The sequence below is a fragment of the Candidatus Chloroploca mongolica genome, from assembly GCF_004762035.2.
GTDB classification, from domain to species: domain Bacteria; phylum Chloroflexota; class Chloroflexia; order Chloroflexales; family Chloroflexaceae; genus Chloroploca; species Chloroploca mongolica.
Map to the genome: position 1 here is coordinate 68526 of NZ_SIJK02000016.1, position 24889 is coordinate 93414.

General features: G+C 59.0%; 10 protein-coding genes. 3 read left to right on the top strand and 7 right to left on the bottom strand.

Annotation, left to right across the window (positions count from 1 at the left end):
• Window positions 1-7: 7 nt before the first annotated feature.
• A complete protein-coding gene (locus tag EYB53_RS10805) occupies window positions 8-8005 on the bottom strand; it encodes a DEAD/DEAH box helicase (RefSeq protein WP_135478199.1) in 7998 nt (2665 codons plus the stop codon).
• A gap of 40 nt (window positions 8006-8045) precedes the next feature.
• Window positions 8046-9005, bottom strand: a complete 960-nt coding sequence (locus EYB53_RS10810) for a DUF1848 domain-containing protein (RefSeq protein ID WP_135478200.1) — start codon at window positions 9003-9005, stop codon at window positions 8046-8048.
• Window positions 9006-9274: 269 nt separating this feature from the next.
• Here EYB53_RS10810 and EYB53_RS10815 point away from each other — a divergent pair, with 269 nt between their 5' ends.
• The 3 genes from EYB53_RS10815 to EYB53_RS10825 are packed head-to-tail and all read left to right on the top strand — an operon-like array spanning window position 9275 to window position 16210.
• Window positions 9275-14884 carry a tetratricopeptide repeat protein gene (locus EYB53_RS10815; protein ID WP_135478201.1) on the top strand — a complete coding sequence of 1870 codons (5610 nt, stop codon included), beginning with the start codon at window positions 9275-9277 and terminating at the stop codon, window positions 14882-14884.
• A gap of 16 nt (window positions 14885-14900) precedes the next feature.
• Complete coding sequence (locus EYB53_RS10820) at window positions 14901-15713, top strand: TIR domain-containing protein (protein WP_135478202.1); 813 nt, start codon at window positions 14901-14903, stop codon at window positions 15711-15713.
• On the top strand, window positions 15710-16210 hold the full coding sequence (locus EYB53_RS10825) for a hypothetical protein (RefSeq protein ID WP_135478203.1): 501 nt from the start codon (window positions 15710-15712) through the stop codon (window positions 16208-16210). Before EYB53_RS10820 ends, EYB53_RS10825 begins: the two co-directional genes overlap by 4 nt.
• Window positions 16211-16279: 69 nt before the next feature.
• Here EYB53_RS10825 and EYB53_RS10830 read toward each other — a convergent pair whose 3' ends face one another.
• Genes EYB53_RS10830 through EYB53_RS10850 form a run of 5 tightly spaced genes read right to left on the bottom strand, consistent with a single transcriptional unit; the run spans window position 16280 to window position 24862 of the window.
• Window positions 16280-16642 carry a M48 metallopeptidase family protein gene (locus EYB53_RS10830; protein WP_205712630.1) on the bottom strand — a complete coding sequence of 121 codons (363 nt, stop codon included), beginning with the start codon at window positions 16640-16642 and terminating at the stop codon, window positions 16280-16282.
• Window positions 16639-19509: a type I restriction endonuclease subunit R gene (locus EYB53_RS10835; protein ID WP_135478204.1), complete on the bottom strand. Its 2871-nt coding sequence runs from the start codon at window positions 19507-19509 to the stop codon at window positions 16639-16641. The genes EYB53_RS10830 and EYB53_RS10835 overlap by 4 nt, the downstream gene beginning before the upstream one ends.
• Window positions 19510-19560: 51 nt before the next feature.
• Window positions 19561-19959: a hypothetical protein gene (locus EYB53_RS10840; RefSeq protein ID WP_135478205.1), complete on the bottom strand. Its 399-nt coding sequence runs from the start codon at window positions 19957-19959 to the stop codon at window positions 19561-19563.
• A 53-nt stretch (window positions 19960-20012) separates the two neighbouring features.
• Window positions 20013-20654 (bottom strand): toll/interleukin-1 receptor domain-containing protein, encoded by a 642-nt coding sequence (locus EYB53_RS10845; protein WP_167857346.1) that lies wholly within the window; start codon window positions 20652-20654, stop codon window positions 20013-20015.
• Entirely contained in the window at window positions 20651-24862 is a 4212-nt protein-coding gene (locus EYB53_RS10850; protein WP_135478207.1) for a tetratricopeptide repeat protein, read from the bottom strand. The genes EYB53_RS10845 and EYB53_RS10850 overlap by 4 nt, the downstream gene beginning before the upstream one ends.
• Window positions 24863-24889: the final 27 nt, after the last annotated feature.

Here is a 24889-nt window from a genome sequence, read left to right on the forward strand (position 1 = left end):
TATCCTGCTAAACCGCATACGTTCCCGTCCCCAGCATCGTCGCAGCAATCTTGGCATAGTCAGGATTGATTGGCCGGTCATCCTGGCTAAACTGCTCCGCCCGGTCAATAAAGAGTGTGGCTGATTCACGGTTTTTGCCAAGTTGAAGATGCGGATGCAAGCTGGCCAACTGGTGAGCTCTGACGCATCGGCCAGCCTGCACAAGCGCTTCAATTTGGAAGGCTAGCGGGGTGAGGTAGGTTGGTCTGACCCAGGTACGTACCTGTTCGAGGGTTATAGCGAGCATATCAGCGTACTCCGGATCACGCTGTGGCTCGAACGTGTACTTCAGCTTCGCAGGCATCTCCCAAGTCACCTCGTTGTGGCGCAATGAGCCCATTGGACCAAAGATATCTTCCAGGATGCGTGCCATGCGTACCGCAAGATTCCAGCGCCTGAATGGCAATGGCTCAGGTAGCTTTGCCAACGTCGCAGCATACCCACCAGTAAGCAGCGAGTCGATGCATGTGTGGCTCAACGCAAGCCCATCCTGATGCTGCTTACAGAAGTCTAGATAGGCGCAGATCGCGTTCGTGTATGAGTTGAAGCGACTCTGGATGAGTCGGTGCGCCTCGGTGGAAAGCGTTCCACTCGCATTGAGGAGCGCATGAAATGTGGTCAGCAGCCAGGCCACCGACGAAGCTTGCGTGTGATTGGTTGCTTGCGATCTAGTCAATAATTGCAATAGCCGCAGCTGATCCTCAAGGGGAAAATACGCGATCTCATCAGGAAGGAGGGTACAAATTCGTTCTTGCAATGCTTCAGGAGCTTGGCGTAGTTTCTGGTGAACATACAGGCGAAAATCTGGTTGCGTTGCGAGCTGTGCTTGAATCCACGCTAAGCTGTGCGGATGGAAGGCGGGTACGGCAAGGGTCTGCATCACATAGGCAACAAATAGGTCGGCTTCATGCGCACACACCGTTTGCCATGCCTGATGGGCTTGGGCGGCAAGCGGTGGAATCTGGAACAGTGCATAGGCCATAGGCCCGAGTTGGGCAATGGCGTCGGTTCGCTCCGGGGGGCTTGGCAAGAGGCGGATCCCTACCTGGAGCAGATGAAGCCGATCCTCATGGGGGAGACTGGCTTCAATATTCGCAAAGCGCTTCATCCATGTAGCAAAATCGTCCCAGGTTTGCGGTGAAAATGATGGTTTGAGCAGGCCATAGAGCGCGTTGAGCCATGTGGGAGTGGCTGGCACTGCCGCCAAGAAGCTATCGCGGTGCGGCCCTGGCGGAAAGGCCGCACATGTTGCGAGATAGGATGTGAGCAGAGCAGGGCTTTGCTCACATCCTTCTTGCCACTGCTGGTGAACCGTTGCGCGTATCACCGGATTGTCCACAGTAAAGAGCGAAACGGCAAGCGGCTGAAGCAATTCGGCGGTTAGGGTGCAAACTTCTTCTTGAGACCGCAGCACCCCAATGTATTGTGTGAATTGGCGCAACCTCTCCTCAGGTGGTTCGGCCAGGATCTGGGTACTATGATGCAACAGCCAATTATGGAGTGTGGATCGATAGGCCAAGATGATGGCACGATCTTCGCTGCGATAGACGAAATCGTCGAGGTGAGGGATTTGAGCTTGTAACCAGGCGTATGCGTTATCAGGCAAGCGATCGGCATTACGCGAGAGCATCCGTAAGGTTGCACCTAGGACTTCAAGTGCATTGGTACGATCCTCACTGGTCGCAAGCATCGACAGCGCATATTTGACCAGCTGCAGCTGAACATCCAAGCTCTCGCCACAAATTTCTTTCTGCCAGCATGTTATCCAGGGCGCCAACTCATGCCAATTCGATGGCAATTCCGTTGATTGCGCCCAGCGGTAGATGGTCGGCCGCATTGAAGCGTGCGCAGGATCAAGCGTTGCCATAAACTGCATGAGTAGAGCTTGTCCACCAGGGATAAGCAGATATAGCAATGCGTGTATGCGTGCGTGTTTAGGATAGCGCTGGGCCTCGGCTTGCAGGGCGGCCTGAGCGGTCGGTGGTAATGGAGCATCAATCAGTGTCCCCGCCTGGGCGCGTAACCACTCGGGAATGGTGCTTAGTTCCGCTTTTTCGCTCACGACGAGCGTGATCGTATGACGAAGCACAGCTAGGCGATCATCGAGTTCATCAGCGCGTAGCTCATCAATGAAACGGCAGACCCAGCGACGAAAAGAGTCTGTGTGTTTACTCTGGAGTGCCGTTGGTTTCAGTTTCAGGTAGACCGCACGATGGGTAACAGGGTGGTGCGTACGCAAGAAGGCGAGAAATTGGTTGATCAACTCCTCGCTGAACAGCGATGTTTCATGATGGGTGATGTAGGTGGCAATGGCATCGGGATCAGGCATGCAGATCCGTTGCCATACTTTGTGCGCAATGGGGCCAGTTTCAGGATCGCTAAGCAACGGCATGAGCAGCGGACTCAGCGCCGCAACGAACTGATCGTGTGGAGCATCAGACCTCGCCAGTTCACCCCACCTGTTGACTAGCCGTACCCGTTCCCTAGCTTCCTCAGCACAAATTTCAGCGCGAAACCAGGTAAGCCAGATCTGTAACGCCCGCCAACTTTTGATTTCCCCGTGGCGCTTGAGCTTTGCGTAGACGGCACTGCGGGTCGCTGGATCCTGGCGGGCAAGCAGGTTGAGGAGCTCAATAGCGTATAGAGCCGTCTCGGGGCGGCGCTGGGTGAGGATAAGATACTCAACGGCAAGGTTCGTGCAGCCAACGCAAGCTTGCTGCCACAGTGGGTGAACCTCGGAGGCGCTGCTCGGCTCGCTCAACAGCGGTAACGCAAGGGGCTGGAGCTGGATGGCTGCTTGTTCCCGGCTTGGGCCAACGGGAAGCGCCGCGATCCCCTCACGCAGACGCCGCAGGCGTTCTTCAGGAGTATCGCTCAGGAGTTCGCTCGCGAACTCGGTGAGATACCACACCGTCGTCGCCCATGTCTCCAGCCCCAGGCGGGTACGGATGACTTGATACACCGCTGCTTGCAGAGGCTGGATCTGATGAAGTTGCGCAATGATATTCAAGTTGGCTGGGGCAACCTGGAGTGCAGTGGTGGTGATCTGTTGGGCGATCACACTCGTCAACACAGCGCTCCCAGCAAGAGCGATCTGCGCCATACGCAGCCGCTCGTTGGGGGTTTCCAGCAGACTGATCAGCCGTGTGGTGAGCGACAGATGCGTGCTCAGCGCCTCATCAGAAAGCTCCGCCACCACCGCACGCCGATCATCGGCAGACCAGGCTTCCCAGGCAACCGCGTTCTGGTCAAGGGCCGTAGCAATTGGTTCAGCCCGCGTCGCACGGTCGCCGGTGAGCCAAACCTTCAGCAGCAGCGGTGCTTCTGGGCCAGACCAGGCGACCGGGTAGGCCTCGTCAAGCAGCAGCCCTAACGTTGTCCAACTCAGCGCAGGTACGGCACGAGCGTAGAATGGTTCAGCGAGCGAGCGATCCTTGGCTAGTCGTGCCGCACGCAGTGCAAAGTGCTGATGCCGTTGTTCGTCGTGCAGGACGCCAGGGGCAGCGTAGAGGTCGGCGAGGGCCGCACATGGCTCAAAGAGGAATCGATGACTGTCGGGGTTCCGCTGCTCTTGTAGAGCCAGCAAGTCTTGCCATGTCTGGGCTTCGACCTCCGGCTGACCTTGACGTTGGGCTAGCTTAATCCGCTGGCGACATATGCCCAATGAAGTAGGCTGAGCGCGCCACGCTTGTTCGACGAGCGCACTAACGACCTTTACATCGGCGTCGGTGGCTATCTGCACCAGGTTCTGGATAAGCTCAAGCAGATCACTCTTTCGAACTTCTAGCAGGCCTCTGATCATCGTAGACGCCCGGATGACTAGTGCGCCACGATGCGTCGGTGTATCAAGTAGCAGACGATTTGTCCATCCCTGGAGGTAAGCAAGCAAGGCGTGGCCGGACTGCTGCGCACGCTGCATTGCGTTCAGTAGCGCTTCGACTTGGTCGGGAGACGGAAAATCGGTGACGTACTGTTCAATCGTGTCAAACAACTGCGCTAGCTCAGCACTCATGCGGGCCACTACCTGCTTGCGCTGCTCGAGCGATGCCGTGAAGTTCTCGGAAGGTACGCAGCGGCTACAACTCAGGCAGTTGTCGCCGACAATCACCTCAAAGGTCTTGAGGTAGCCAAGCAGCACTCCGCGCAGGCAAAGCTTGTTGCCCTGGGTACCGATCTGACCGTCAGGCTCGACCCCAACATAGTCAGTGAGCAGTCGGTGGTAGGCAGCCCAGTCGTTGTCCTCGCGACTATCGTGGAGCGCCATGAATGCGTTCAAGTAAGCGTCAAAATCCTGATCACGCTCCAGAGCCGGTCCAGCCAGAATCTCCCAGCCCTGTGGCCTACGTAGTTCGGGCCAAGCAAACCAATCGTCCAGCGTGATCTCCTGACGCCCGTTTTTGTACGGACGTCTAGCTTTACGCGCCCGCTGGTCGGCCTCATTCTTTTTTGCTCGTCGTACTGCGCCCGCATAGGCTCGCCAAGCAGCCAGACTCTCGCGGCCCTGGGCAGGGCCGTAATAGGGTGCGCCAATGGCTCTATAGGTAAGGAGTTTATCCTGACGCGACCCGGAGGCACCGGATTGAAACTGCTTGATGTCGCTCACGAGTTGGGTAACTTCGCTCAGAGGCTGCTTGATCCGGGTAGCAAGCTCGATCAGATCGCCGCTGTGCAAGATGCTGGTGAGTTCTGCTGCCGTTAGACGAGTCTCACACAACACCGCCCCGAAGTACGCATTTGAATTCAGGATGGCTGGGGCATCGTGAACCTGAGGCTGGATGAGGAGGGCACCAACCTGACAGTATGCCTGCACCAGGCTCTCGCGGGGGCCGTCCGAACCCACGCGAGGACGGATACGATAGACGACGTCGAGGATGCGCTTGATATAGTCGGTTTTGTGGGCATAGCGATAGCCACGCTCAAGCAACTCCTGATGCTCGGCAGACTCTTTGCCTTCAGGCTCACGGTCTGGCCATTCAGGCCATGTGTAGGGTGCGGTTAGTCCAGCCAGACTAGGCTGTTCGCTACAGCGCTCAAAGAAAGCGATGGCCTCATCATTGGTGATGTAGATGCGCCCAACGATCTTGCGTCGCGCTGAGCGGAGAAACGCACGCATAACCAAAACATCCTCACGGCGAATATACTTATCGGCCAGGAAGCGTCGCTGAATCTCATCATCAGAGGGAAGTTGAGTTTGTTTCCGTTCGCTCTGCTCCATAGGCGCATCAGGGCTGTAGTAGAGGATCACTGTTGCTGGTTCACCGTCACGCCCGGCCCGTCCGGCCTCCTGTGCATAGGCCTCAAGATTGCCAGGAGCGCTCCGATGGATGACGAGACGAATGTTCGGCTTATCAATGCCCATGCCGAAGCCTTTCGTCGCCACCATGATCGCTCGCTCGCCTTTGATGAAGGCCTGCTGCTGCTCTCGTCGGCTACGCCCGCTCAGGTCACCCAGGGGGGGCGCTTGTTGCGGAGCGAAGCAATCCTCTGGCTCTTCCTCCTCGTCGTCCTCCGGTGCTGCGCTGGCGCTATCAAACTCCATCCTGCCGTGGTAGACCGCAACCCGTTCGGCAAGCGCTCGCTCCAGATAGGAGGCAAACGACGAAGCGCCGGGACTGAGGCGGCCTTGGTTTGCTTCACCGTTTCGACGGGTATACGCTAGTTTGCCCCCGGTGTAGGGCATAAAGACAATCGCTGCGCCAGGGGCCTCGTTCTGCTGATTATGGGCAAGGAGTTGTTGCAACTCAGTGAGGATGCTCTCGGTTTTGTCTTCAGTCGTTCGACAGACGCGCACCACCAGATTGAGCTCTGGTCGGTTTGAGGATTCGATGAAGAGATTGCCGCCGGCATCAAGCGGGCGCGGATCCAGATCTAACTCTTCACAAATGTCGCGACGCACCTCGGGGCTCGCCGTTGCCGTCAGGGCAATGGGCAAGGGGTGAATGTCACGAGTGCGGAGGCGCGCCAACAGATTCAGGTAGGACGAACGAAAGTCGTGGCCCCACTGACTGATGCAGTGCGCTTCATCCAGGGCTAGGTAGCGAATGCCAATTTGCTTATGCGCCCGGTGGAGACTCTCAAGCACATAGCTGCGCTCGAGTTGTTCGGGGGTGAGATAGACCAGTTTATAGTGGCCGAGTTCCATCCGGCGCAGGCGCGCCATGCGTTCAGCAATACTGACATCACCATTAATGACTGTGGTTAAACTATCAAGCCCATACCGCTGATAGATACGCTGCTCGTATTGATCCATCATCAGCGATTTGAGCGGCGAGATGACGATGGTGATGCCGGGCAGCAGCATAGCAGGGAGGATATAACACTCGCTTTTGCCGCCGCCTGTTGCAGCAATGCCCAATATCGGTTTGCCGGTGAGTGACTGCCCGAGAATCTGATGTTGGAACGCCCGCATCCCTGCGAAGCCAAAGAGTCGATAGGCAATCTCATCAACTGCGCGGCGCACCTGAGGCGTATATGCGGGCAGGAAGGTGTTGGCGATATTGAGTGGTTGTTGAATTTGATCAAACATCGTCTTTGAATCAGGCTTAATACGAGCTGTCTTGGGGCTCTTTACCGCATATGTTGCATGAATAATTTTGATCAACTCACCATAGCGCAGGCGTGGAAGTTGGATACCCTGATCGCGGATGAGGGTAAGGGTTTGGATGTTTGCCACCGCAGCAGGACACAGCTTGACAAACTCAGTCCATGCGTCGTTAGCCTCTGGTCGGCGATCAGGTTTCTGATGATCAATGCGGATGTCATAGCCGTCATCATTTTTGCGAGCACAAAACGCACCAATGAAGGTGAGCGCTTGATCCGCCGGCCATTGTGCTTTGTCGTTAGGCGTAAGCGGTGCGGTCATCGTCGCAGCGGAAGCTTGCGCGTGATGGAGCAGGACATAGCTCCATGAGAGCAAGTTGTTCTCCGCATCGTCAAACGATCGATCATCGCGCTGGTAGCGTGCGGCATGCCTACGAAAGGATATATAGAGCGCAGGTTGGTGCAGCGACTCGCGGCGACCATTCCAGCAGGTGTCGCAAGCCGCACTCACCGTAGCGCCCGGGACAACACCACAGGGGCCAAGGGTCGTGAGATGATCTGATTTCTCAAGCAACGCACGGCGCCAGGCCATGAGTTGCTGCGCATTCTGTTGTGCCCCCGGCTCAATGATAATTGCACTCGCCTGCTGCGGCAGGCTGCTGATCAACGCTCCGAGATGCTTTCGGCCTTCAGGCGAAAGCTCATTAAAGACGTTAGAGGCGATCACCAGATTGCTAGAGCCGCCGCTATAGGGCTGCTGATTCAAATCGTGCAGTTGCCATGCAGCGTGCGTAACCCACTGCTCGACAGTCTCCAGCCGCACCTGACTCTCCTCGTCATGGCTCAGTTCACGACGACGGCCTAGCGCCCCCGCATAGGCGGCGGCAATTTTGCGCGCATACGCAAGATTCTCCTGGGTGCAATCAACACCCGTGAAGGTCAAACTCTGGATTGGAAAAGGGGCTGCATAGAGATCGCAGACGGTCGCCCAGGCGAGGAGAAAATCCATCAGACCAAGCAGCGTTGTACCTGTGCCGACGCCAATATCAAGAACATGCAGCACCGGGCCGACCAACGCTGATCGCGCCACCAGATCGAGTAGGCTGAGTTGTACTTTCGCCACATTGGTCGTACAGTAGTAGGCCAAGTAGGCGTCAAGAAAATCCGGCGAGGTATAGCTCGTCGACGTGAACTTCTTCCCATGCGCCGCAAACGTTGTCCAGACTTGCGCAAGCTGAGCAATGCGCTGATCCGCCGCGTCAAGAATGGTACGCATATCTTCGTGGTGGCGTTGGATATCCGGAGGCCGACCGCAGAGGATTTCGCATTGGGTAGCCTCAATGTAGTTTGAGATGCGTGCCCGTCCGCCGGGTGCAAGCAACCCCTCTAGGGTTTCGACGAGAGTTGGATCAAAAGGAGTTGCCATACACACCTTTGACAGAAATAGCTTGGCCCAATGATGGACTTTACATATCAAGCGGAATGGTGAACTGTTGAGGCGGCAGGTCTTCTTCTGGCGGTTGCTTGGGGCCGCGCTTGATCAATGCATCATGTTCAACATCGTGCTCTTTATAGCGCTTCAGCGCCAGAGGACGGTTGATGACCGCATAGCAGTAGACACAACCATGAGGACAGGTGTCGTAGGCACCGATGTCACGACTGTCATAGCATCCACACTTGTTGCGGTTCGGTGAAAGTTTCAGCTTGTGCTGCTGTTTGTGTGGCCAAAGCTCGTCAATCAGTTCCTTGTCAACGCAGGCTCCGCGCTGAATGGGCGGGACGACTGCAAAGTCTTCGGCACATGTATAAAGACCAATTCCATGAGCTTCAGCGATGGATGCCAACTCACCAGCTAGTTCAAGTTTCTCGTTTTGTGGAGGGTCATAGGGTCGCAGGCTATCAGGAAGCTTCCTTGTGTTCCGTGCGACTTTGTCGTAGCCATCAAGAAAGCTGAAGTAACAGCGTTCCGTGGAACCAGCAAGCCGCTGCGCTAGCGTACGAAAGGTTCGCCGATGCCAGTCAGCATCCGTGAGCGGGGTGAAGATAATCGGATCGTAGCGCCAGAGCACATGCTTGTGGCTGTAATGGCGGGCAAGTGCTTGGAATGACTCGATCACCTGATCAGGTTGGGGAACGCGCTCCTCAAGTGGATGGGTCGTCCGTTCAGCAGTGTAGCCGGTCAGTGAATAGTGGAAATAGCACGCTAATCCGGCACGATCCAGCTCATCGAGGTGACGCAGGAATGGGCCGTAATGCTTAGACCAGAACACAATCGCGCGGACATCCTCTGAACGCAGCGAGACGGTGACGACTTGAGGGCCGTAGGGGTTATGGTAGCGAACATAGCCTTCACGAACCCGCTGCATAAACCAGTCACCGTAAAAGGCGGGGATGTCGGTACGATAGGAGACGGATAGCACATGCATGAGGAGTCTGCTTTCATTCGACCAAGCTGGGCCGGAAAACTCGTACTGGAGTTGTCACCACTGCATCTTCCTAAATTGTAAGATGAACGTGATGCCATGTCGCACAGTAGAATTATGGTACAAACGGATTACCATACCATTACCAGATAGTGTTTGCCCAGAAAATGCCATCGCCTTAGCCTCGCCAGCAGTGGTATACTTAACACCAAGCTTTGTCTCTTGAGTGTACCGCTAGATGCAGTGAGAACAAAGGACGCTGAGCGCAATCTATGGAACTGACGATCTCGTCCCAATCCGCGAACGAAGCGCTCGTCAGGTGCGATGGCGTTGCGTCGCACTGTTTCATTCCGCGAGAAGTCTTGCCAGCACCGCAGGATGGCTCACGTTTGCCCAACCCCCTGGACGATCCGGTCGCTTATGGACGTGCGCTCTTCACGGCGCTCTTCCCCACCGGCTCGCTCGCCCACGCGGCCCTGGCGGCCCGCCCTGAGCGGATCGTGCTGGTTGCCGAGGGCGCGCTGGATGCCGTGCCCTGGGAGTATCTCTACGGGCCGGATGGTTTTGTGGTGCTGGAGGTGCCTTTTGTACGTGGATTGCCGATAGAACGGCGTGTGGCCCCACCAACGCTTGATGGCGGGCTGCACATCGTGGCGGTGCCGAGCAATCCGCTTGACGCCGCTGTGGTGCCGCTGAATATTGACGGCGAGTGGCTGCGGCTGCGCGAGAGTGTGCAGGCCGTCGAGGGTGCGGTCGTCCTGGAGCGCACGCGCCCGGCTACCGATGAGCAACTGCGCCGCCTGGTCGCTGGCAAGCGCCACCGTGTCGTCCACTTTATGGGCCACGGCAGCGCACAGCAGGACGAGGCGCAGCTCTGCTTCGAGCGCGCTGACGGGGGCCTTGAACTGGTCAGCGCCCGCACGCTGGCCCAGCGGTTGCGCGGCACGGTCTTCCTGGTCACACTGAACGCCTGCGTCAGTGCCACGCCCGGCCCCACGCCCTTCAGCAACTTGGCGCGCCTGCTGATCGAACAGGGTACCCCCTACGCACTCGGCATGCGCTTCAGCATTGTGGATGACGACGCACGAGCCTTCGCGCGCACCCTGTATGACGATCTCGCCCGTGGCGTCCCCATTGAAGAGGCGTTGCTCCAGGCCCGTCTGAGCCTAGCGCGCAGCGCCCGACCATGGGCCGTCGGCGTCCCAGTGCTCTATACTGCCCTGACCACACCCGCTGGCGGCTTTGCGACCCCGGCGGGCCAGCCCGACGTGCGCGACCGTCGCCCGCCGATCCAGGTGAGCGCCCTCCCCCGCGCCGAGGGTGCCTTCCAGGGTCGTCAGGAAGAGTTGCGGGCCATTGGTGCGCACCTGACTGGCGATAGCCGCCCGCCGGTGCTGACCATCCACGGCATCGGCGGTCAGGGCAAGACCGCCCTGGCCCGCGAAGTTGCCGAACGTTTCGCTTGGGCCTTCCCCGGGGGCGTTTGGGCCATCTCGCTGGAGAGCCTACCCAGCCGCGAACTGGTGGTGGCCGATCTCGCCCGCTTCTACGAGATCAGTAGTAACGCCATCGCACCAGAGCAACTCGAACGTCAAATGCTGACCTCGCTCAGCCATAACGTCGTTATCCCACCGGAGCAACTCGAACGCCAGGTGCTGATCCGCTTGAGCCAGCAGCGCACGTTGCTCATCTTCGACAATGCCGAGACCCTCATAGCAGCGGTGGAGGCGGGCGAGAGAGAGGCGCTGCGCTTGGTCGAGTTGTTGCGGCAGGAATTGACCGGCGCACAGGCGACCCTGCTGGTAACGTCGCGCTCATTGCTGGGCTGGCCTGGCGAAATTTACCTGAGCCTGGGCGGGCTATCGGCCCCAGATGGGGCGCGACTGTTCCGCCAAAGTGCGCCAGCCCGGGCAGGTGCGATTGATCAGCGTATGGCTGAGGTGCTAAGTGCAAGGGTTGAAGGACATCCCCTGAGCCTGCGTCTGCTCGGTGGTGCCTTCAACGACACAACTATGGCTTTGGAGTCGTTTGTAGCCGCCTACGAAGCGCAGCTTGCGATGGCCCACAACACGTACCTGGGCGAAGATCACCGCCATCGTACGCTGTACGCCAGCATTGAAACCAGTGTGCGCTACCTGGCCCCCGCGTTGCGCGATCTGCTCAGCGGTCTCTGGATCTTCCACGCACCCTTCCTGCCCGAGACAGCCCAGGCGATCTTTGATCCCGCTCCTACTACTGATGATGTGCAACGCCCAGATGTCCGCGACCAGTTGCACGCGCTCTGGCAGCGCGGGCTGATCGAGCGTGAACAGATCACCCTGGAAGAGGGCAGGCTACTATATTATCGGCTACATCCTATCCTGCGGCTATACGCCGAGCACCACCTGCAACCCCAGGCCTATGCGCCTGACCTGCTCCAGTCTCACTTCGCCACGATCTACCTCGAGCTAGTGCGCTTGGTCAGTGAGAAACTGAACAATGACAGTCGTGCATCATCAATTGCACAGCAAGTCCGCGAAGATTTCGAGCGAGGACTTAGCTTGTGTAGCCTAGAGCAACGCGATGAATATCAAGTACTATGGGGTTTGGTTACGGCACGACTTGGCGATCTGCGGCGTGCGTTGCAATTGTGCGAAGCCGCTTTGGAGCGGCTTCAGGGTGGTGATACACAAATCCACTTACTAGCACTGCAAAGTATGGCATTGGTGTACCAGGGTCTAGGCCAACCACAGCGAGCAATTCAGATCTACGAGGAAGCCATGCCAGTCTGGCGTGCAATTTGTGATCGCGCTGGCGAAGCCATCACACTGCGAGGTATGGCGGAAGTGTACCAAGTTCTGGGCCAGCCGCAGCGGGCGCTCGCACTCTACGAGGAAGCATTGTCGATCTTGCGTGTGTTGTGCGAAGATGATCTCATAGCCGTCACACTGAGTGGTATGGCAGGGTTATACATGGATCTGGGCGAGACGCAACGGGCGCTCCAGATTTTAGACGAAGCCTTACCGATTCTACGTGCAGTGGGTGACCGTTCCAACGAAGCTGTCACATTGAACTATATGGCCACAGTGTACCGGAGTAAGGGGCAACCACAGCAGGCACTCCAACTTTACGATGAAGCTTTACCGCTCGTGCGTGCAGTTGGTAACCGTGCCGGCGAAGCCACTACGCTGAATGGTATGGCGATGGTCTATCAGAGCCTAAGTCAATTCCATCGGGCTCTTCAGTTCTACGAGGAGGTTTTGCCAATCTGGCGTGCGATGGGCAACCCCACTGGCGAAGCCGCTACGTTGAACAACATGGCGACAGTTTACCAGATGCTGGGAGAGCCGATGCAGGCGCTCCAGTTTTACGAGAAGTCCTTGCTGATTAGACGTATGGTGAGCGACCTTGCAGGCGAAGCCTATACGCTGAACAACATGGCAGAATTATATCGAAGCATAGGCCAGCCTCAGCGGGCGCTCCTGTTGTGCGAAGAAGCTATCCTGATCTGGCAGTCAGTGGGCAACGCTAATGGAAAAGCTTCTACGCTCAATAATATGGCGATAGTCTATCAGATTTTGGGTCAACCAGAGCGTTCGATTACGATCTGCGACGAAGCCTTACCAATCTGGCGTGCAGCAGGCAATCCCGCTGGCGAAGCCAGCACCCTGAACGTTATGGCAGAGGTGTACCGAAACCTGGGCCAGCCGACGCAGGCGCTCCAGTTCTATGAGAAGACATTGCCAATCTTCCGTACGGTGGGTGACCGCGTAGGCGAAGCCCAAACACTAAATAACATGGCACTGCTATATCACGGTCTAGGGCAACCCGATCAATCGCTCCAGTTCTACGATGAAGCCTTGTCGCTCTGCCGTATGATAAGCTATCGAACTGGAGAAGCCGCTACCCTGCACGGGATGGCGATGGTGTACCAGAGCATAGGGCAACCAGAGCGAGCCCTCCACCTCTTCGCCGAAGCCATCCCAATCTCTCGTGAGATAGACGACTGGGCTAGCGAAGCATCTATGCACAAAAGCATGGCGCTGGTGTACCAAACACTAGGGCAACCGCAGCGAGCACTTCAACTCTTAGACGAAGTCTTGCCAATTTTTCGTGAAGTTGGGAACCGCACCGAAGAAGCCGATACGCTGAATGGTATGGCGCTAGTGTACCAGACCATAGGGCAGCCGCAACGAGCACTCGAACTCTTCGACAAAGCCCTGTCGATCTGGCGTGCAATTGGCAATCGTGCTGGCGAAGCCGCCGCATTGAATGCTATGGGCATGGTGTACCAAACACTAGGACAACCACAACGAGCATTTGAACTCTTCGATGAAGCCTTGCCGATCCTGCGCAAGGTGGGTAGCCGCGCTGGCGAAGCTGAAGCATTGCTTGGTCTGGGAGTGTTATACCAGAGCATAGGGCAACCAGAACGAGCACTTGAACTCTTCGACGAAGTCCTGCCGATCTGGCGTGCAATTGGTAATCGCGCTGGCGAAGCCGCCGCATTGAATGCTATGGGCATGGTGTATCAGACCATAGGACAGCCGACGCAAGCCTTCCAACTCTTCGACGAAGCTTTGCCGATCTGGCGTGAAATTGGTAACCGCGCTGGCGAGGCTGCCACGCTAAGCAATATGGCATCGTTGTACCAGAGTCTAGGACAGCCGGAGTGGGCACTCGAACTTTACGAGGAGGCTCTGCCAATCTGTCGCGAAGTAGGTAATCGTACTGGCGAAGCCGTCATACTAAGTAATATGGCATATCTGTATATGTACTTGCAGCAATTTGAACAAGCTTTAATGCAATTTGAAGCATCTATTTTGCTAGCTCAGCAGACAGCTTATCCCGCCGTAGAGACCGCCAGCCTCATTGGTCAAGCCATACTTTTGTACCAACACTTGGAACGCCCCCAAGAGGCCATGATTCAGATCGAGGCAGCACTTCAAATTTTTGTAAACACTGATTTGCCCCAAGATATTTCTGGTAATACACCTGAACATATACACCAAATCCGTGCGGCAATGCAGAGCGGTGAATCTCTCATGCAGTCTGACCCAATAACCCTGCCCACAGAACAACTCCAGGTGTTGATTGCCAGTACCGTTGCTGTATTGACGAGCGTTCCTGAACATCATTCCGGTTGGCGGGATGATGTAGCTAACATGCTTATGAATGCTCAGCAAAGGGGCAATCACTGGCAGATGGAAGTTGATCTCTATGCTGCACTGCTCGCGCTGCTGGACGGTGAATTGGTGGTGCTTGCGCCAGATCACCCTTATGCACCTACGTTAGCTGCTATACAAGTGGAAATCGATAACAGGAACATTCCCCCGGTCGAGGTTTCGGAAGAAGTGATGCAGGTGGTACTTGCTTTTGTGAATGCTCCTAACTGCTCCACCCGTCGCCAGGTGGTCGAAAATCATCAATCCATCCTCTTCTCTCCTGAAGTCGAGGCGCTTCTCGAAGAGTACATTCAACTCGCACTCGACCAGGGCGATCAGGATACGGCAAAGGGACTCGCTATTCGTCAGAGTATACTCAAGAGCTGTCAGTCTAGCGGGATCGAAACTGTTTTTAGCAACTTAATGCTGATAGAGTCTATCTTTAGCCCACAAGCAGCGGATCAAGCACTGGATGTATCACCAATTGACCCCGATCTCGTTCCGCGCTCGATTGTCGCCCTGCTCGCTGGCCCACAAGAGAAAATGGCCCACGCGCAATACCTCAATGCGCTTGCCGCTGCCAATGATGATCAGGGGCTCACGGCGCTTGTCCAGGCCATCCAGACCGCCCTCTTCGGCGGTGACTTAGCCCAACTTGGTGCCAAGCTGACTGGCCCGTATGCCGAGGCGTGTGCGGCCATTGTGGCTGGGGTGGAGCATGCGCAGCAGCAGGAGTAGTTAGGAAGGTAATATCATGGCCCAACTCTTTCTCATTGCGACCCCTGCCGACGCCACTTGCACCGATGCGCTGCGTGATCTGCTCACTGCGCAGGGCTATGGTATCTGGTCACTCCCAGCCCACCTCGATTCCGGCTCAGCCTCCTATCCCAGCGCACTGGAGCGTGGGATTCGCGGTAGCGCCGCCTTGGTGTTGATCTGGAGCGCGGCGGCGGCGGGCGATGAGTGGGTTGAGCGCATGGTGCGCTATGGGCAGCAACTGAAGAAGCCGGTCATCACGCTGGCCCGCGATGCGACGCCACTGCCAATTACGCTGGTTGATGCGCCGGGGCTGCGCGAGAACGGCGACCTTGCAGCGGCAGTCACGCGGCTTGTCCCGCTGCTGCCGCCACCCGAGCAGGACGATCTGCTGCTGGCGCTGCTGAGCCACGAGTATATCCGTGAGCAGAAACGTGGCATTGCCGAGGCGGTCACCTTGATTCAGCGCGGTGAGCGCCGTGAGGAACTGCTCGCAATGCTTGAAGATCTGGCCCGCCATAGTCTGTACAACACGGTTGCGGCAGAGGCGCAGCAGGCGCTCGCCAGCCTCAGCGGTCAGCCCGCGCCGGAAGCCCCGCCCGCTGCGTCGCGCCATACCTTTGGCGTCCGCTGCCCCAAGGGGCACGTCAGTTGGTACGATAAGCGCGAGGTCTGCCCCGCCAGCGGGACAATCCCGCGTAGTACGGTGCGTAAGGCCGGGCAAGATCTGGACGAACTGCTGTTGCCCTGCCGTACCGCCGGTTGTACCGAGACGGTCGTGGTGCGCGTGGACTGTGAGGGCTACACATGACCAAACCGCCACCCACTACGCGCACCAGTCCGCCCGTCCCCGACCCACCAGTGCCAGAGATCAAGGATGGGGTGCCGCCCCGCGCCGAGCAGCAGCAACTCGCCGCCTTCTTTGCCGAGGCCGAGCGCAAGCAGGTGGACTTCCTCGACGAGGCCGGTAAGCGCATCATCGAACTGACCACCTTGCTGCTCGGCGTGCTCTTTACCGTGGTTGCCTTTGGCGACACATACCCGCCGCCCTATCTCGCCGACAATCCCGTCGCCAAACTGCTCAGTCTGGTCATCCTGGCCTGCTACGTGGTGGCGATGCTGCTCGGGCTGCGCACGGTTCACCCGCGTGACTATGCGCGATACCGCTACAACCTCGATGGGATGCGTGAAGAGCTTGACCGCATCCTGGCCAACAAGAAGCGCTCGCTCTTCTGGGCCGGGCTCACCTTCTGGGCCGGCTCGGGTTGCCTGGCGCTGCTGATCGGCATCATCATCATGCTAGCCTGAGCTGCTTTTTGACGCAAAGGCGCAGAGGCGCAGCGGTATTACATATCTTTGCGCCGTTGCGCCTTTGCGTCAAAACAACCAGTCTTTTTTGCGGAGCCGCTCCTCACGCTCTTCCCAGTCGGGCAGGTAGGCCCACATGAAGCTTTTGAAAAGCTTGCTGTGGTTGGGCGCGAGCAGGTGGACGAGTTCGTGGACGATGACGTATTCGCCAAGTTCGCGCGGGAGGTCAACCAGTTCGCTGTTGAGGGTCAGGTTGCCGGCGGTGGACATTGAGGCCCACTTTGTGCGCATGGCCCGTACCTGGATGCGTACGACGCGTACGCCGATGCGCGCCGCCCATGCGCGGGTGGCCCAGCGCAGGTCATCGGCGTCGTGCCAGGTGCGCGCAGGCACCTGCGGCATGGTTGTCGCGCCCACGGCTCGCTCGCTCATATGCGTTGGAGTTTCATCAGCGCGGTGGTTGCCACGATAAAGTGTTGCTGGCCGACTAGGGGGAGCAGGGCTTGGTAGAGGGCGGTGCGCAGGGCACTTGCTTGCTGGGCGTTCCAGCCGTAGTCGGGGTGCTGCTGGAAGAGGGCGTTGAGCATGGTGGCTTGCGCGGCGGTTACGCCTGCTTGGTAGGGCTGGAGCGCGACGTACAGCGCGTAGCTGTTTGCGTCGAGGCCCAGATGCGTGCGTTCGTCGGCTGCCTGCGCTGCTTGCTGCGCGAGGGCCTCGAAGGCGGCCAGGGCCTGCTGGGTGGTCAGTTGCCGATCTTCGTAGGCCTGGGCGACGCTTTCGGCCTGCTCGCCGATGGAGATCAGGAAGGGTTGGCTGGTGGCCTGGTCGTCAACCGCCTTGGCCAGTGCCCGGCGTAGGTTGAGCACCTTCACGGTGTCGGAGCTGTCTGATTGCTTCAGGGCGGCCAACTCCTGCGGCCCCAGTTCGTGAATGGTGGCGGGTGGCGTCAGGTTGTAGAGGGTGGTGTGCTCGTGGAGCAGCGTGCGGGTCTTGTCGGTTAGTTCGCGATCCACGTAGGGCCGGGCGCTGTAGGCGCTGCGCACGAGATGGTAGAGCGCGGCCAGCGCCTCGTAGTCGTTCAGGTAGGGCCGCAGGAAGGCGTCGGGCGAGAGCACATCGTAGACCATTTGGAGTTGGCGGTAGAAGGTGAAGAATGCCTCACGCAGCTCCTTCGGCTCGAAGTACTCAATCGCCCGCTCCTTGGCCTTGTCGTCCCAGCCACGGGTCAGCGGCAGATACTGCGGGGCGGTCGCGCCCATCTGGGTCGCGAAGAGGTTGCGCAGCACATCGAGGTTCTGGATCACCGAGGCGACGACATCGGCGTCGAAGGCGAGGGCGCGCTCCAGCTTCTCGAAGATGCCCACGAAGTCGAGCACAAAGCCGTAGGGCTTCACCAGGCCGTCGTCGTCCTCGTAGGGTCGGTTGACGCGGGCGATCGCCTGGAGCAGCACATGGTCGCGCATCGGCTTGTCCAGGTACATCGCGTAGAGGATCGGCGCGTCGAAGCCGGTCAGCAGCTTCTCGGTGACGATGAGGATCTTCGGCGTGGTGCCCTTTTGGGCGAATATCTTGCGGACTTCTTTCTCCTGCGGGGCGCTCAGGTAGTGGGCCTTCAGCCGCTCGGGGTCGTTGTGGGCGGGGGAGATCACGACCTGGCTGTAGGCGGGCGGCAGGTGCTGGTCGAGTGCGGTTTTGTAGCGCACGCAGGCATCGCGATCCACTGCGACGAGAAACGCCTTGAAGCCCAGCGGCTCGACGTTCTCACGGAAGTGCGTCGCCACAAAGGCGGCCACCTCGGCGACGCGCTGCTCGGCCTTCAGTGCCTCGGTGAGCGTCACGGCCTTGCGCAGGATGGCGTTCAGTTCTTCAAAATCGCTCACGCCCTCGGCTTCGGCCAGCGACAGGAACTCGCGCTCGAGGGTTTCGCGCTCGACGCGCAGGTCAGAGGGGGCCAGGGCGTAGTTCAGCCGCACGGTGGTGCCATCCTCGACCGACTCGGCGATGTTGTATTTGTCGAGGTAGCCCTGCTCGTCATCAATGCCAAAGACCTTGAAGGTGCCCTGGCCTTTGGCGAGCTTGTCGATAGGCGTGCCAGTGAAGCCGATGTAGGTGGCATTGGGCAGGGCGGCCAACAGGTAGGTGCCAAGATCGCCGCCGGTGGTGCGGTGGGCCTCGTCGACCAGGACGACCACGCCGGTGCGCAGGTTTACATTGGCCGGGATGTCATCGAACTTGTGGATCATCGAGACGATCAGACCGCGGTAGTCGTCGGCGAGCAGCTTCTGCAGGTCGCGTTTGCTCTCGGCCACTTCCAGGGTGGTGATGCCGTAGCCGGTGATGTTCTTAAAAAGCTGGGCTTCCAGCTCGTTGCGATCCACGATCATCAGCACGGTCGGCTTCTCGCCATCGGGGGCCTCGCGCAACAGCTTGCTGGCGATGGTGATCATCGTCAGGGTCTTGCCGCTGCCCTGGGTGTGCCAGATCAACCCGCGCCGCCTGGTCGGCTCGGCCACCCGCACCAGCGCCTTCTCGACCGCACGGGTCTGGTGCTGGCGCAGGATCATCTTGCTCAGGATGTCGTCGCGGCTCAGGAAGACAATGTAGTCACGCAGCACCTTGAGCATCCGGGCGCGGTCGAAGAAGGCTTTGACCTTGCGCTCGTAGTTGCCCGGCTCCTCCTCTTTCCAGTTGAAGAGGCTCTTGCGGCTGGTATTCCAGGTGACGCCGTAGAAGAAGTCGAGCAACTGCGTGACCTCAAAGAGCTGCGGCGTGATCAGCAATTCGGGGGTCTCGCGGTGATAGCGGCGCACCTGAGTCACACCCTGCTCCAGGCCATCCTGCTTGCCGGCGGCCTTGGTCTCGGCCAGGGCAAGCGGGATGCCGTTGATCAAGAAGACCACATCGGCGCGGTTGGCGTAGACCGTGCCGCGATACGTCCACTCATCGGTGACCTGGAAGATGTTTGCGTCAGGGTTGTCGAAGTCGATCAGGCGCACATTGCGCTCGCGGTGCTCGGCGGGCACAAAGACCGAATGCTCGCCGCGCAGCCAGGCCAGCGCATCGCGGTTGCCCTCAATGGTCGCGTTGAGCAGCCCAAGCTGGCGCACAATCTCGCCGGCCCGCGCCGCATCCACCACGCCGGGGTTGAGCCGCAGCAACTGCGCCGTCAGCACCTCGGCGAAGATGCGCCCCGTCTCGCCACCGCGCAGGCGCAGCGCCTCCTCGCGGGGCACAAAGCGCCAGCCAATCGCCTCGGCATAGCGGAGCATCGGATTTTGGACGGCGGAGCGTTCGGACATGGAGGAGCCTTTCCGTCACGAGCAAATACGACGTGTTTCGGTGCGCTTATCCTACGCCTGGACAAGCACCAGCACAATCAAGCCTGCCAGCAGCACGGACGCAACACCAAACACGCCGCCTGCCCAACGCATCCAGAACATTTTGTGCGCCAACATCGCATCCAGTTCCTCACGCATGCCTTTCAGGTTGTACTGGTAGTGCTTGTACCTGCGCGGCTGGACACCCCAGAGCGCCAGCATCAGCGCACCAAGGTAGCCGCCTAAAGCGCTGATGCTCAGCACCTTCAGTAGCACATTGCCGGCCAGGTAGGGCGGTGGAAAAGCGTTGCCGAAGGCGATGACGGCGAAGAGAAGACCGAGCAGCGCCGAGACGAGTTCGATGATGCGCTTGGCCGCCTCGTCGAGAAATTCCAGTTGTTTCTTTTCAAGTTCGGCAAAGAGCTCGATCAAACGCTGTTCCTCGGTGGTCGGCGTTCGCCCTTCGAGGATCGGAGGCGGCGTCGTCATCGGTAGCCCTCACAATCCACTTCAACAACGACCCATTCGGAACAGCCAGAAGTACCACAGCGAAGCCGCAAAGCATCAAAGTTTTTGCCATCACGCAACTCTGTCAAGCGGACAATGGTACCACCAGCCCGGCAAACCACCTGCTTGTCGAAGTAGGTAACGTGGCCTTTCGCACAGCGCACGCCAAAGATATGATTCACCGCAGCATTCTGCGCTTTTATCGCGGTTCCAAAGGGCGCTGACGGTTTAGGTGAAGCATTGTTGCTCGCCCCAGGCGGCAGGTGCGCCAGCAGGTGCGCCACGGCATCAGGAAACGGCGCACGGCTGTGCACGAGCGGCGCTTTCGCCAACGCCTGCGGAAACGAAGTCCCATCAAGTGCAAGAACCACCAATGGTTTATGGAGCCATTGGGCATGCTCGATTTGCGTTATGACAGGTTGCGCCTGGGCTGCCGTTGCACTCCAGACAACGAGGATGCTTTGGCTGTCACGCACGCCGGCCTGCCAGACTTGCTCGCGCCCATGTGGCGAACCAGATGGGTCGGCCCAGATGACATACCCGCGGTCGGCCAACGCGTGGCGCAGTTGCAAGCCAGTGGCCGCATCCTGGGGGCTGTGAATGAGAAAGAGCTGGGTCATGCCGCATTCCCTCCGTGTGAAAGACCGGCCACAATTGCCGCCCATGCCTGGGCATAGACGCCTTCGAGGTTCTGCCCAAGTGTGCGCAGCTTGCCGCCAAAGAGGGCCGTCTGAATCGTGGTGACCAGGAGCTTGAGCTGCGGATCATCCGTCTGTCCGGCAAGCTGACTGAGAAACTGGGCATGGGCCATTTTCGCCTGCGGATTGCCGCGCAAGGCCGCGATCGTGCGTGGAATCACCTCGGCGTCGAAGGGCAATTCCGCTTGCGCTTGCACCATCTCAGCGAGTTGATCAAAAGCGGTAGCGATACCCTGCGCCTTACAAACTCGCAGCAGGTCAAGATGGAATTGGAGCATTTCGGTTCCACCTTGATCGCCCTGACTCTGAGTCTGAGCAATGTTGTGCGCAAAAATCGTCTCAACCTCTGGCTGGAACAACAGCGCCTGCTGTTGCTCCACTACCTGACGCATCGCAGCAAGATCGCCTGCATTCACGAAATCGCGAATCGCCTGGATAAGCTCATTAATGTTTGTTGGTTGCCCCATTGCCCCGTCTTCAACCCCGTGCCGGATTGCAGCAATAGCACTGGCATAGGGATGATCCGCCGGTAAGTCGGTTGGCTGCCCATCAAGCCAGGCGAGAACCGCAGTGTACAGTTCAACCTCAATCTGCCAATCAGCGCCGTCCTGCTGGGCCTGTTGCAGCGCACCGCTGATGACGCCGCGCCATTCGACATGTTTTTCTGGCATCTGTGTAAGGACGGCAACCGTATTGCTGACGACAACACGAAGCTGTTCTGCGGGCAGGGTTGCCGGGCTGGTCGAGGACTCACTATCTAAGGAGTCGCCGCGTTGCATAACGCCCAATAGCTGTTGCATTGCTACAATGGTAGTACCGGATGCAGCACGATCCAGCCCACTCATTTGCAAGACACCAATGGCTTGTTGCAAAGACTGGATTGCTTCTGAAGCACGATCAAGGCTTTGATAGAGCACCACGGCTACACCTGTCAGGGTGTCTGCCTCGCCGGCCCGGTCGCCCACTTCGCGCCGCAGGGGCAGCGCCTCCTCGTAGAGCGCCAAGGCCCGCTGCGGCTGCCCCGTGGCATCGTACACCCCCGCCATGTTGGTCAGCGTCGACGCCTCGCCGGCCCGGTCGCCCACTTCGCGCCTCAGGGGCAGCGCCTGCTCGTAGAGCGCCAAGGCCCGCTGCGGCTGTCCCGTGGCACCGTACACCAACGCCATGCTGTTCAGCGTCGTCGCCTCGCCGGCCCGGTCGCCCACTTCGCGCGTCAGGGGCAGCACCTGCTCGTAGAGCGCCAAGGCCCACTGCGGCTGCCCCGTCTGCTGGTACACCAACGCCATGTTGTGCAACGTCGCGGCCTCGCCGGCCCGGTCGCCCACTTCGCGCCTCAGGGGCAGCGCCTGCTCGTAGAGCGCCAAGGCCCGCTGCGGCTGCCCCGTCAGCTGGTACACCGCCGCCATGTTGGTCAGCGTCGCGGCCTCGCCGGCCCGGTCGCCTACCGCGCACCGCAGAGGGAGCGCCTGCTCCAAGAGCGCCAAGGCCCGCTGCGGCTGCCCCATGTTCTGGTAAACCATCGCCATGTTGTTCAGCGTCACGGCCTCGCCGGCCCGGTCGCCCACTTCGCGCCTCAGGGGAAGCGCCTGCTCTAAGAGCGCCAAGGCCCGCTGCATCTGCCCCGTGGCATCGTACACCATCGCCATGTTGTTCAGCGTCACGGCCTCGCCGGCCCGGTCGCCCACCGCGCGCCTCAGAGAGAGCACCTCCTCGTAGAGCGCCAAGGCCTGCTGCGGCTGCCCCGTCTGCTGATAGATCAACGCCATGTTGGTCAAGGCGTGGAGTTTCAGATCCTGATCATCTGTGCCGGCGGCAGCCAGGGCTTGCTCAATCAAAACGATCCCGTTGCGCCGATCCCCCAGGCGCTGGGCGATCCAGCCACGGAATAACTGATACCACCCTTGCGCTGGGGGAACGACATGCGCTATGCCCTGATCCAGGTCGTGCGCGCAAAGCTGAGCAATGACGACCAGTGCGGCACTGCGATTGATGCCTTGGTACAGGGTACGCGCCAGATCGGCGTAGGCGCTACCGTAGCGCTGCAACAAATCTTCCCGGTCAATGGAAGATTCCATGTGCTGCGCGCTAAACAAGCGCACCGTTGGATGGAGGCGATAAAAGAGCGTGGTTCCCTCACGCGTCGTGACGAGATCGCGCTCGACGAGACTACGCTGAGCCAAGCGGTACAACTGGTCGTAGACCAGCGAGTCGTGCCCTTCAGGTTCTTCTGTAGCGGGGTCGAAGATTGCTTTGGCGATCTCGGGCAGAAAGGGAGCGTGGAAGATCCAGAGCCCGCTGAGCAGCTTGCGCAAGCCCGCATCGAGAAAGCGTACACTGAAGTCAATGCTCTGGTAGAGCGAGCGCTGGCGGTGGTCGGCGTGGCGGTAGCGATCCTGCGATTCGAGAAGATAGTCGGCATAGTTCTGAATAAAATCGGTCAGTGGGGTGCTCAGGTCGTTGAAGGCACCACCGAGCAGGCGTAGGCTTAAGGGATGGCCGTCTACGTTGGCACTCAACGCTTCAGCTTCCGCAAGGTGAACGGCATCGGCACGATGCGTGGCGTGCTGTTGAAATAGTCGTGCGCCATAACGATGGTCTAATCCACCCAGCGGCAATCCTTCTTCACCGCCCCAACCCAGGTATTCGCGGGATGTCGCCAACAAGCATACGGTTGGTGGGAGCTGTTCGCGGAGCAATTGTGCAAGCTGCTGAGCTTCGGGTTGGTCGGCCTGGGCTGCCTGTACCAGTGTTTCGGCGTTGTCGAGCACCAGCAAGGTGCGCAACTGGCCCAGGCGGGTAAGCACTGCATGCTCAAGCAGATCCGGTTCGGCACCCTTTTCAGTCACCATGCCGAGAAGGGTAGCGATGCTCTGGATCACGCTCTCGCGTGCGGGGAGCGTTTCGAGTGCGAGAGCCAAGGCACCGCCGGGAAAGGCGTGGGCAAAGCGCTCAACGGCCTCGCGGGCCAGGGCGGTCTTTCCTTGCCCGCCAATGCCGTGAATAGTGAGCAGACGTGGGCGGCTGTCGGCGGTCAGCCGCGCACCGACGGCGCGTAACTCCTCCTGACGACCCTGGAAGACGCCCTCGGTGCGCGGCAAAGCCAGCAGATCAAGGGGCGGTTGGTGTTCACGGAGCGTCAGTTGTCCGGCGCTCGTCGCAAAGCCGCCGGTTGGCTCACTGAGTGCGGTATAGAGCACCGGCACGCCAATGGCCCAGGCATGTGGACTGTTGGCTAACTCTAGGCGGGCTTGCTGAACGGCCTCTTCAACCGTCGAACTGCGCGCCAACTCGCTGTAGAAGACCCGCGAGAAGGTACGGGCATCGTTGTCGACGATGCTAAAGCGCATGCCGAGCGCATAGGGCGTCCCCTGGCGAACAAGCGCAGCCGCGAGGTTGGCGAACTCGGTTTCGCCGGGGGTAGCACTCACACAAGCGTTGAGCAAGACCAGGAAGGTTGTGCCTTTCGTGCGCCGCAGGAAGTCCTTGGCCGTGACGGACGCGAGGCCGCCGTCTTGTTGCTCAAAAAGGAGGATCGCACCCTTGTCGCTTCGTCCGCCGTGCCCCATAAAATGAATCACCCGATTGCGTTGTCCGCTTACCAACCGCCGCAGTTGCTCTAGTGTCACCGGGCGAGTGCGTTCCAAGGTCAAGGCAGCCGGTACTTGTTGAAGAACTTCCTTCAGCCGTTGCCACTCGCCGTCAATATCAAGCGGGAGAACGTCTGCGTCGAGCGGATTAGACGGCACGGCGACGATATGCAAGCCGCCGTCGAGCGTTGGCGGCGGGATGCGCTGTGCCGACGGCAAGCCACGCACCAATGTCACATCCAGCACCAGAAAGCCATCCGGCCCGTAGGCATACTCCCAGGGAATGGCATCCGTTTGGGCATCAGCCACCAGCAACAATCGCGCAGGCCCGGTCGCACGTGCCTGCAGCGCTGCTGATTCAGCAGGGAACAACGCCGCATAGAGCGCCTGGCCGTACGCCTTGGCATCATCCAGCGGGTGGGGCGGGCGTCCCGCTACAGCCGGATCGGGAACCAGGCGTAGCAGATCAAAAACATGCGACAACTGACCATTGCAATGAACCGCAACCTGCGTATCGGCTTGGATGGTGAGTGTTAGTTCCATAGTTCATCTGCCAATAGACATTCGTTT

Excerpts from the sequence above, each read along its gene's own strand:
- EYB53_RS10820 (WP_135478202.1), top strand. The coding sequence starts at position 14,901 with ATGGCCCAACTCTTTCTCATTGCGACCCCTGCCGACGCCACTTGCACC.
- EYB53_RS10835 (WP_135478204.1), bottom strand. The coding sequence starts at position 19,509 with ATGTCCGAACGCTCCGCCGTCCAAAATCCGATGCTCCGCTATGCCGAG.
- EYB53_RS10815 (WP_135478201.1), top strand. The coding sequence starts at position 9,275 with ATGGAACTGACGATCTCGTCCCAATCCGCGAACGAAGCGCTCGTCAGG.
- EYB53_RS10850 (WP_135478207.1), bottom strand. The coding sequence starts at position 24,862 with ATGGAACTAACACTCACCATCCAAGCCGATACGCAGGTTGCGGTTCAT.
- EYB53_RS10825 (WP_135478203.1), top strand. The coding sequence starts at position 15,710 with ATGACCAAACCGCCACCCACTACGCGCACCAGTCCGCCCGTCCCCGAC.
- EYB53_RS10810 (WP_135478200.1), bottom strand. The coding sequence starts at position 9,005 with ATGCATGTGCTATCCGTCTCCTATCGTACCGACATCCCCGCCTTTTAC.
- EYB53_RS10830 (WP_205712630.1), bottom strand. The coding sequence starts at position 16,642 with ATGAGCGAGCGAGCCGTGGGCGCGACAACCATGCCGCAGGTGCCTGCG.
- EYB53_RS10805 (WP_135478199.1), bottom strand. The coding sequence starts at position 8,005 with ATGGCAACTCCTTTTGATCCAACTCTCGTCGAAACCCTAGAGGGGTTG.
- EYB53_RS10845 (WP_167857346.1), bottom strand. The coding sequence starts at position 20,654 with ATGACCCAGCTCTTTCTCATTCACAGCCCCCAGGATGCGGCCACTGGC.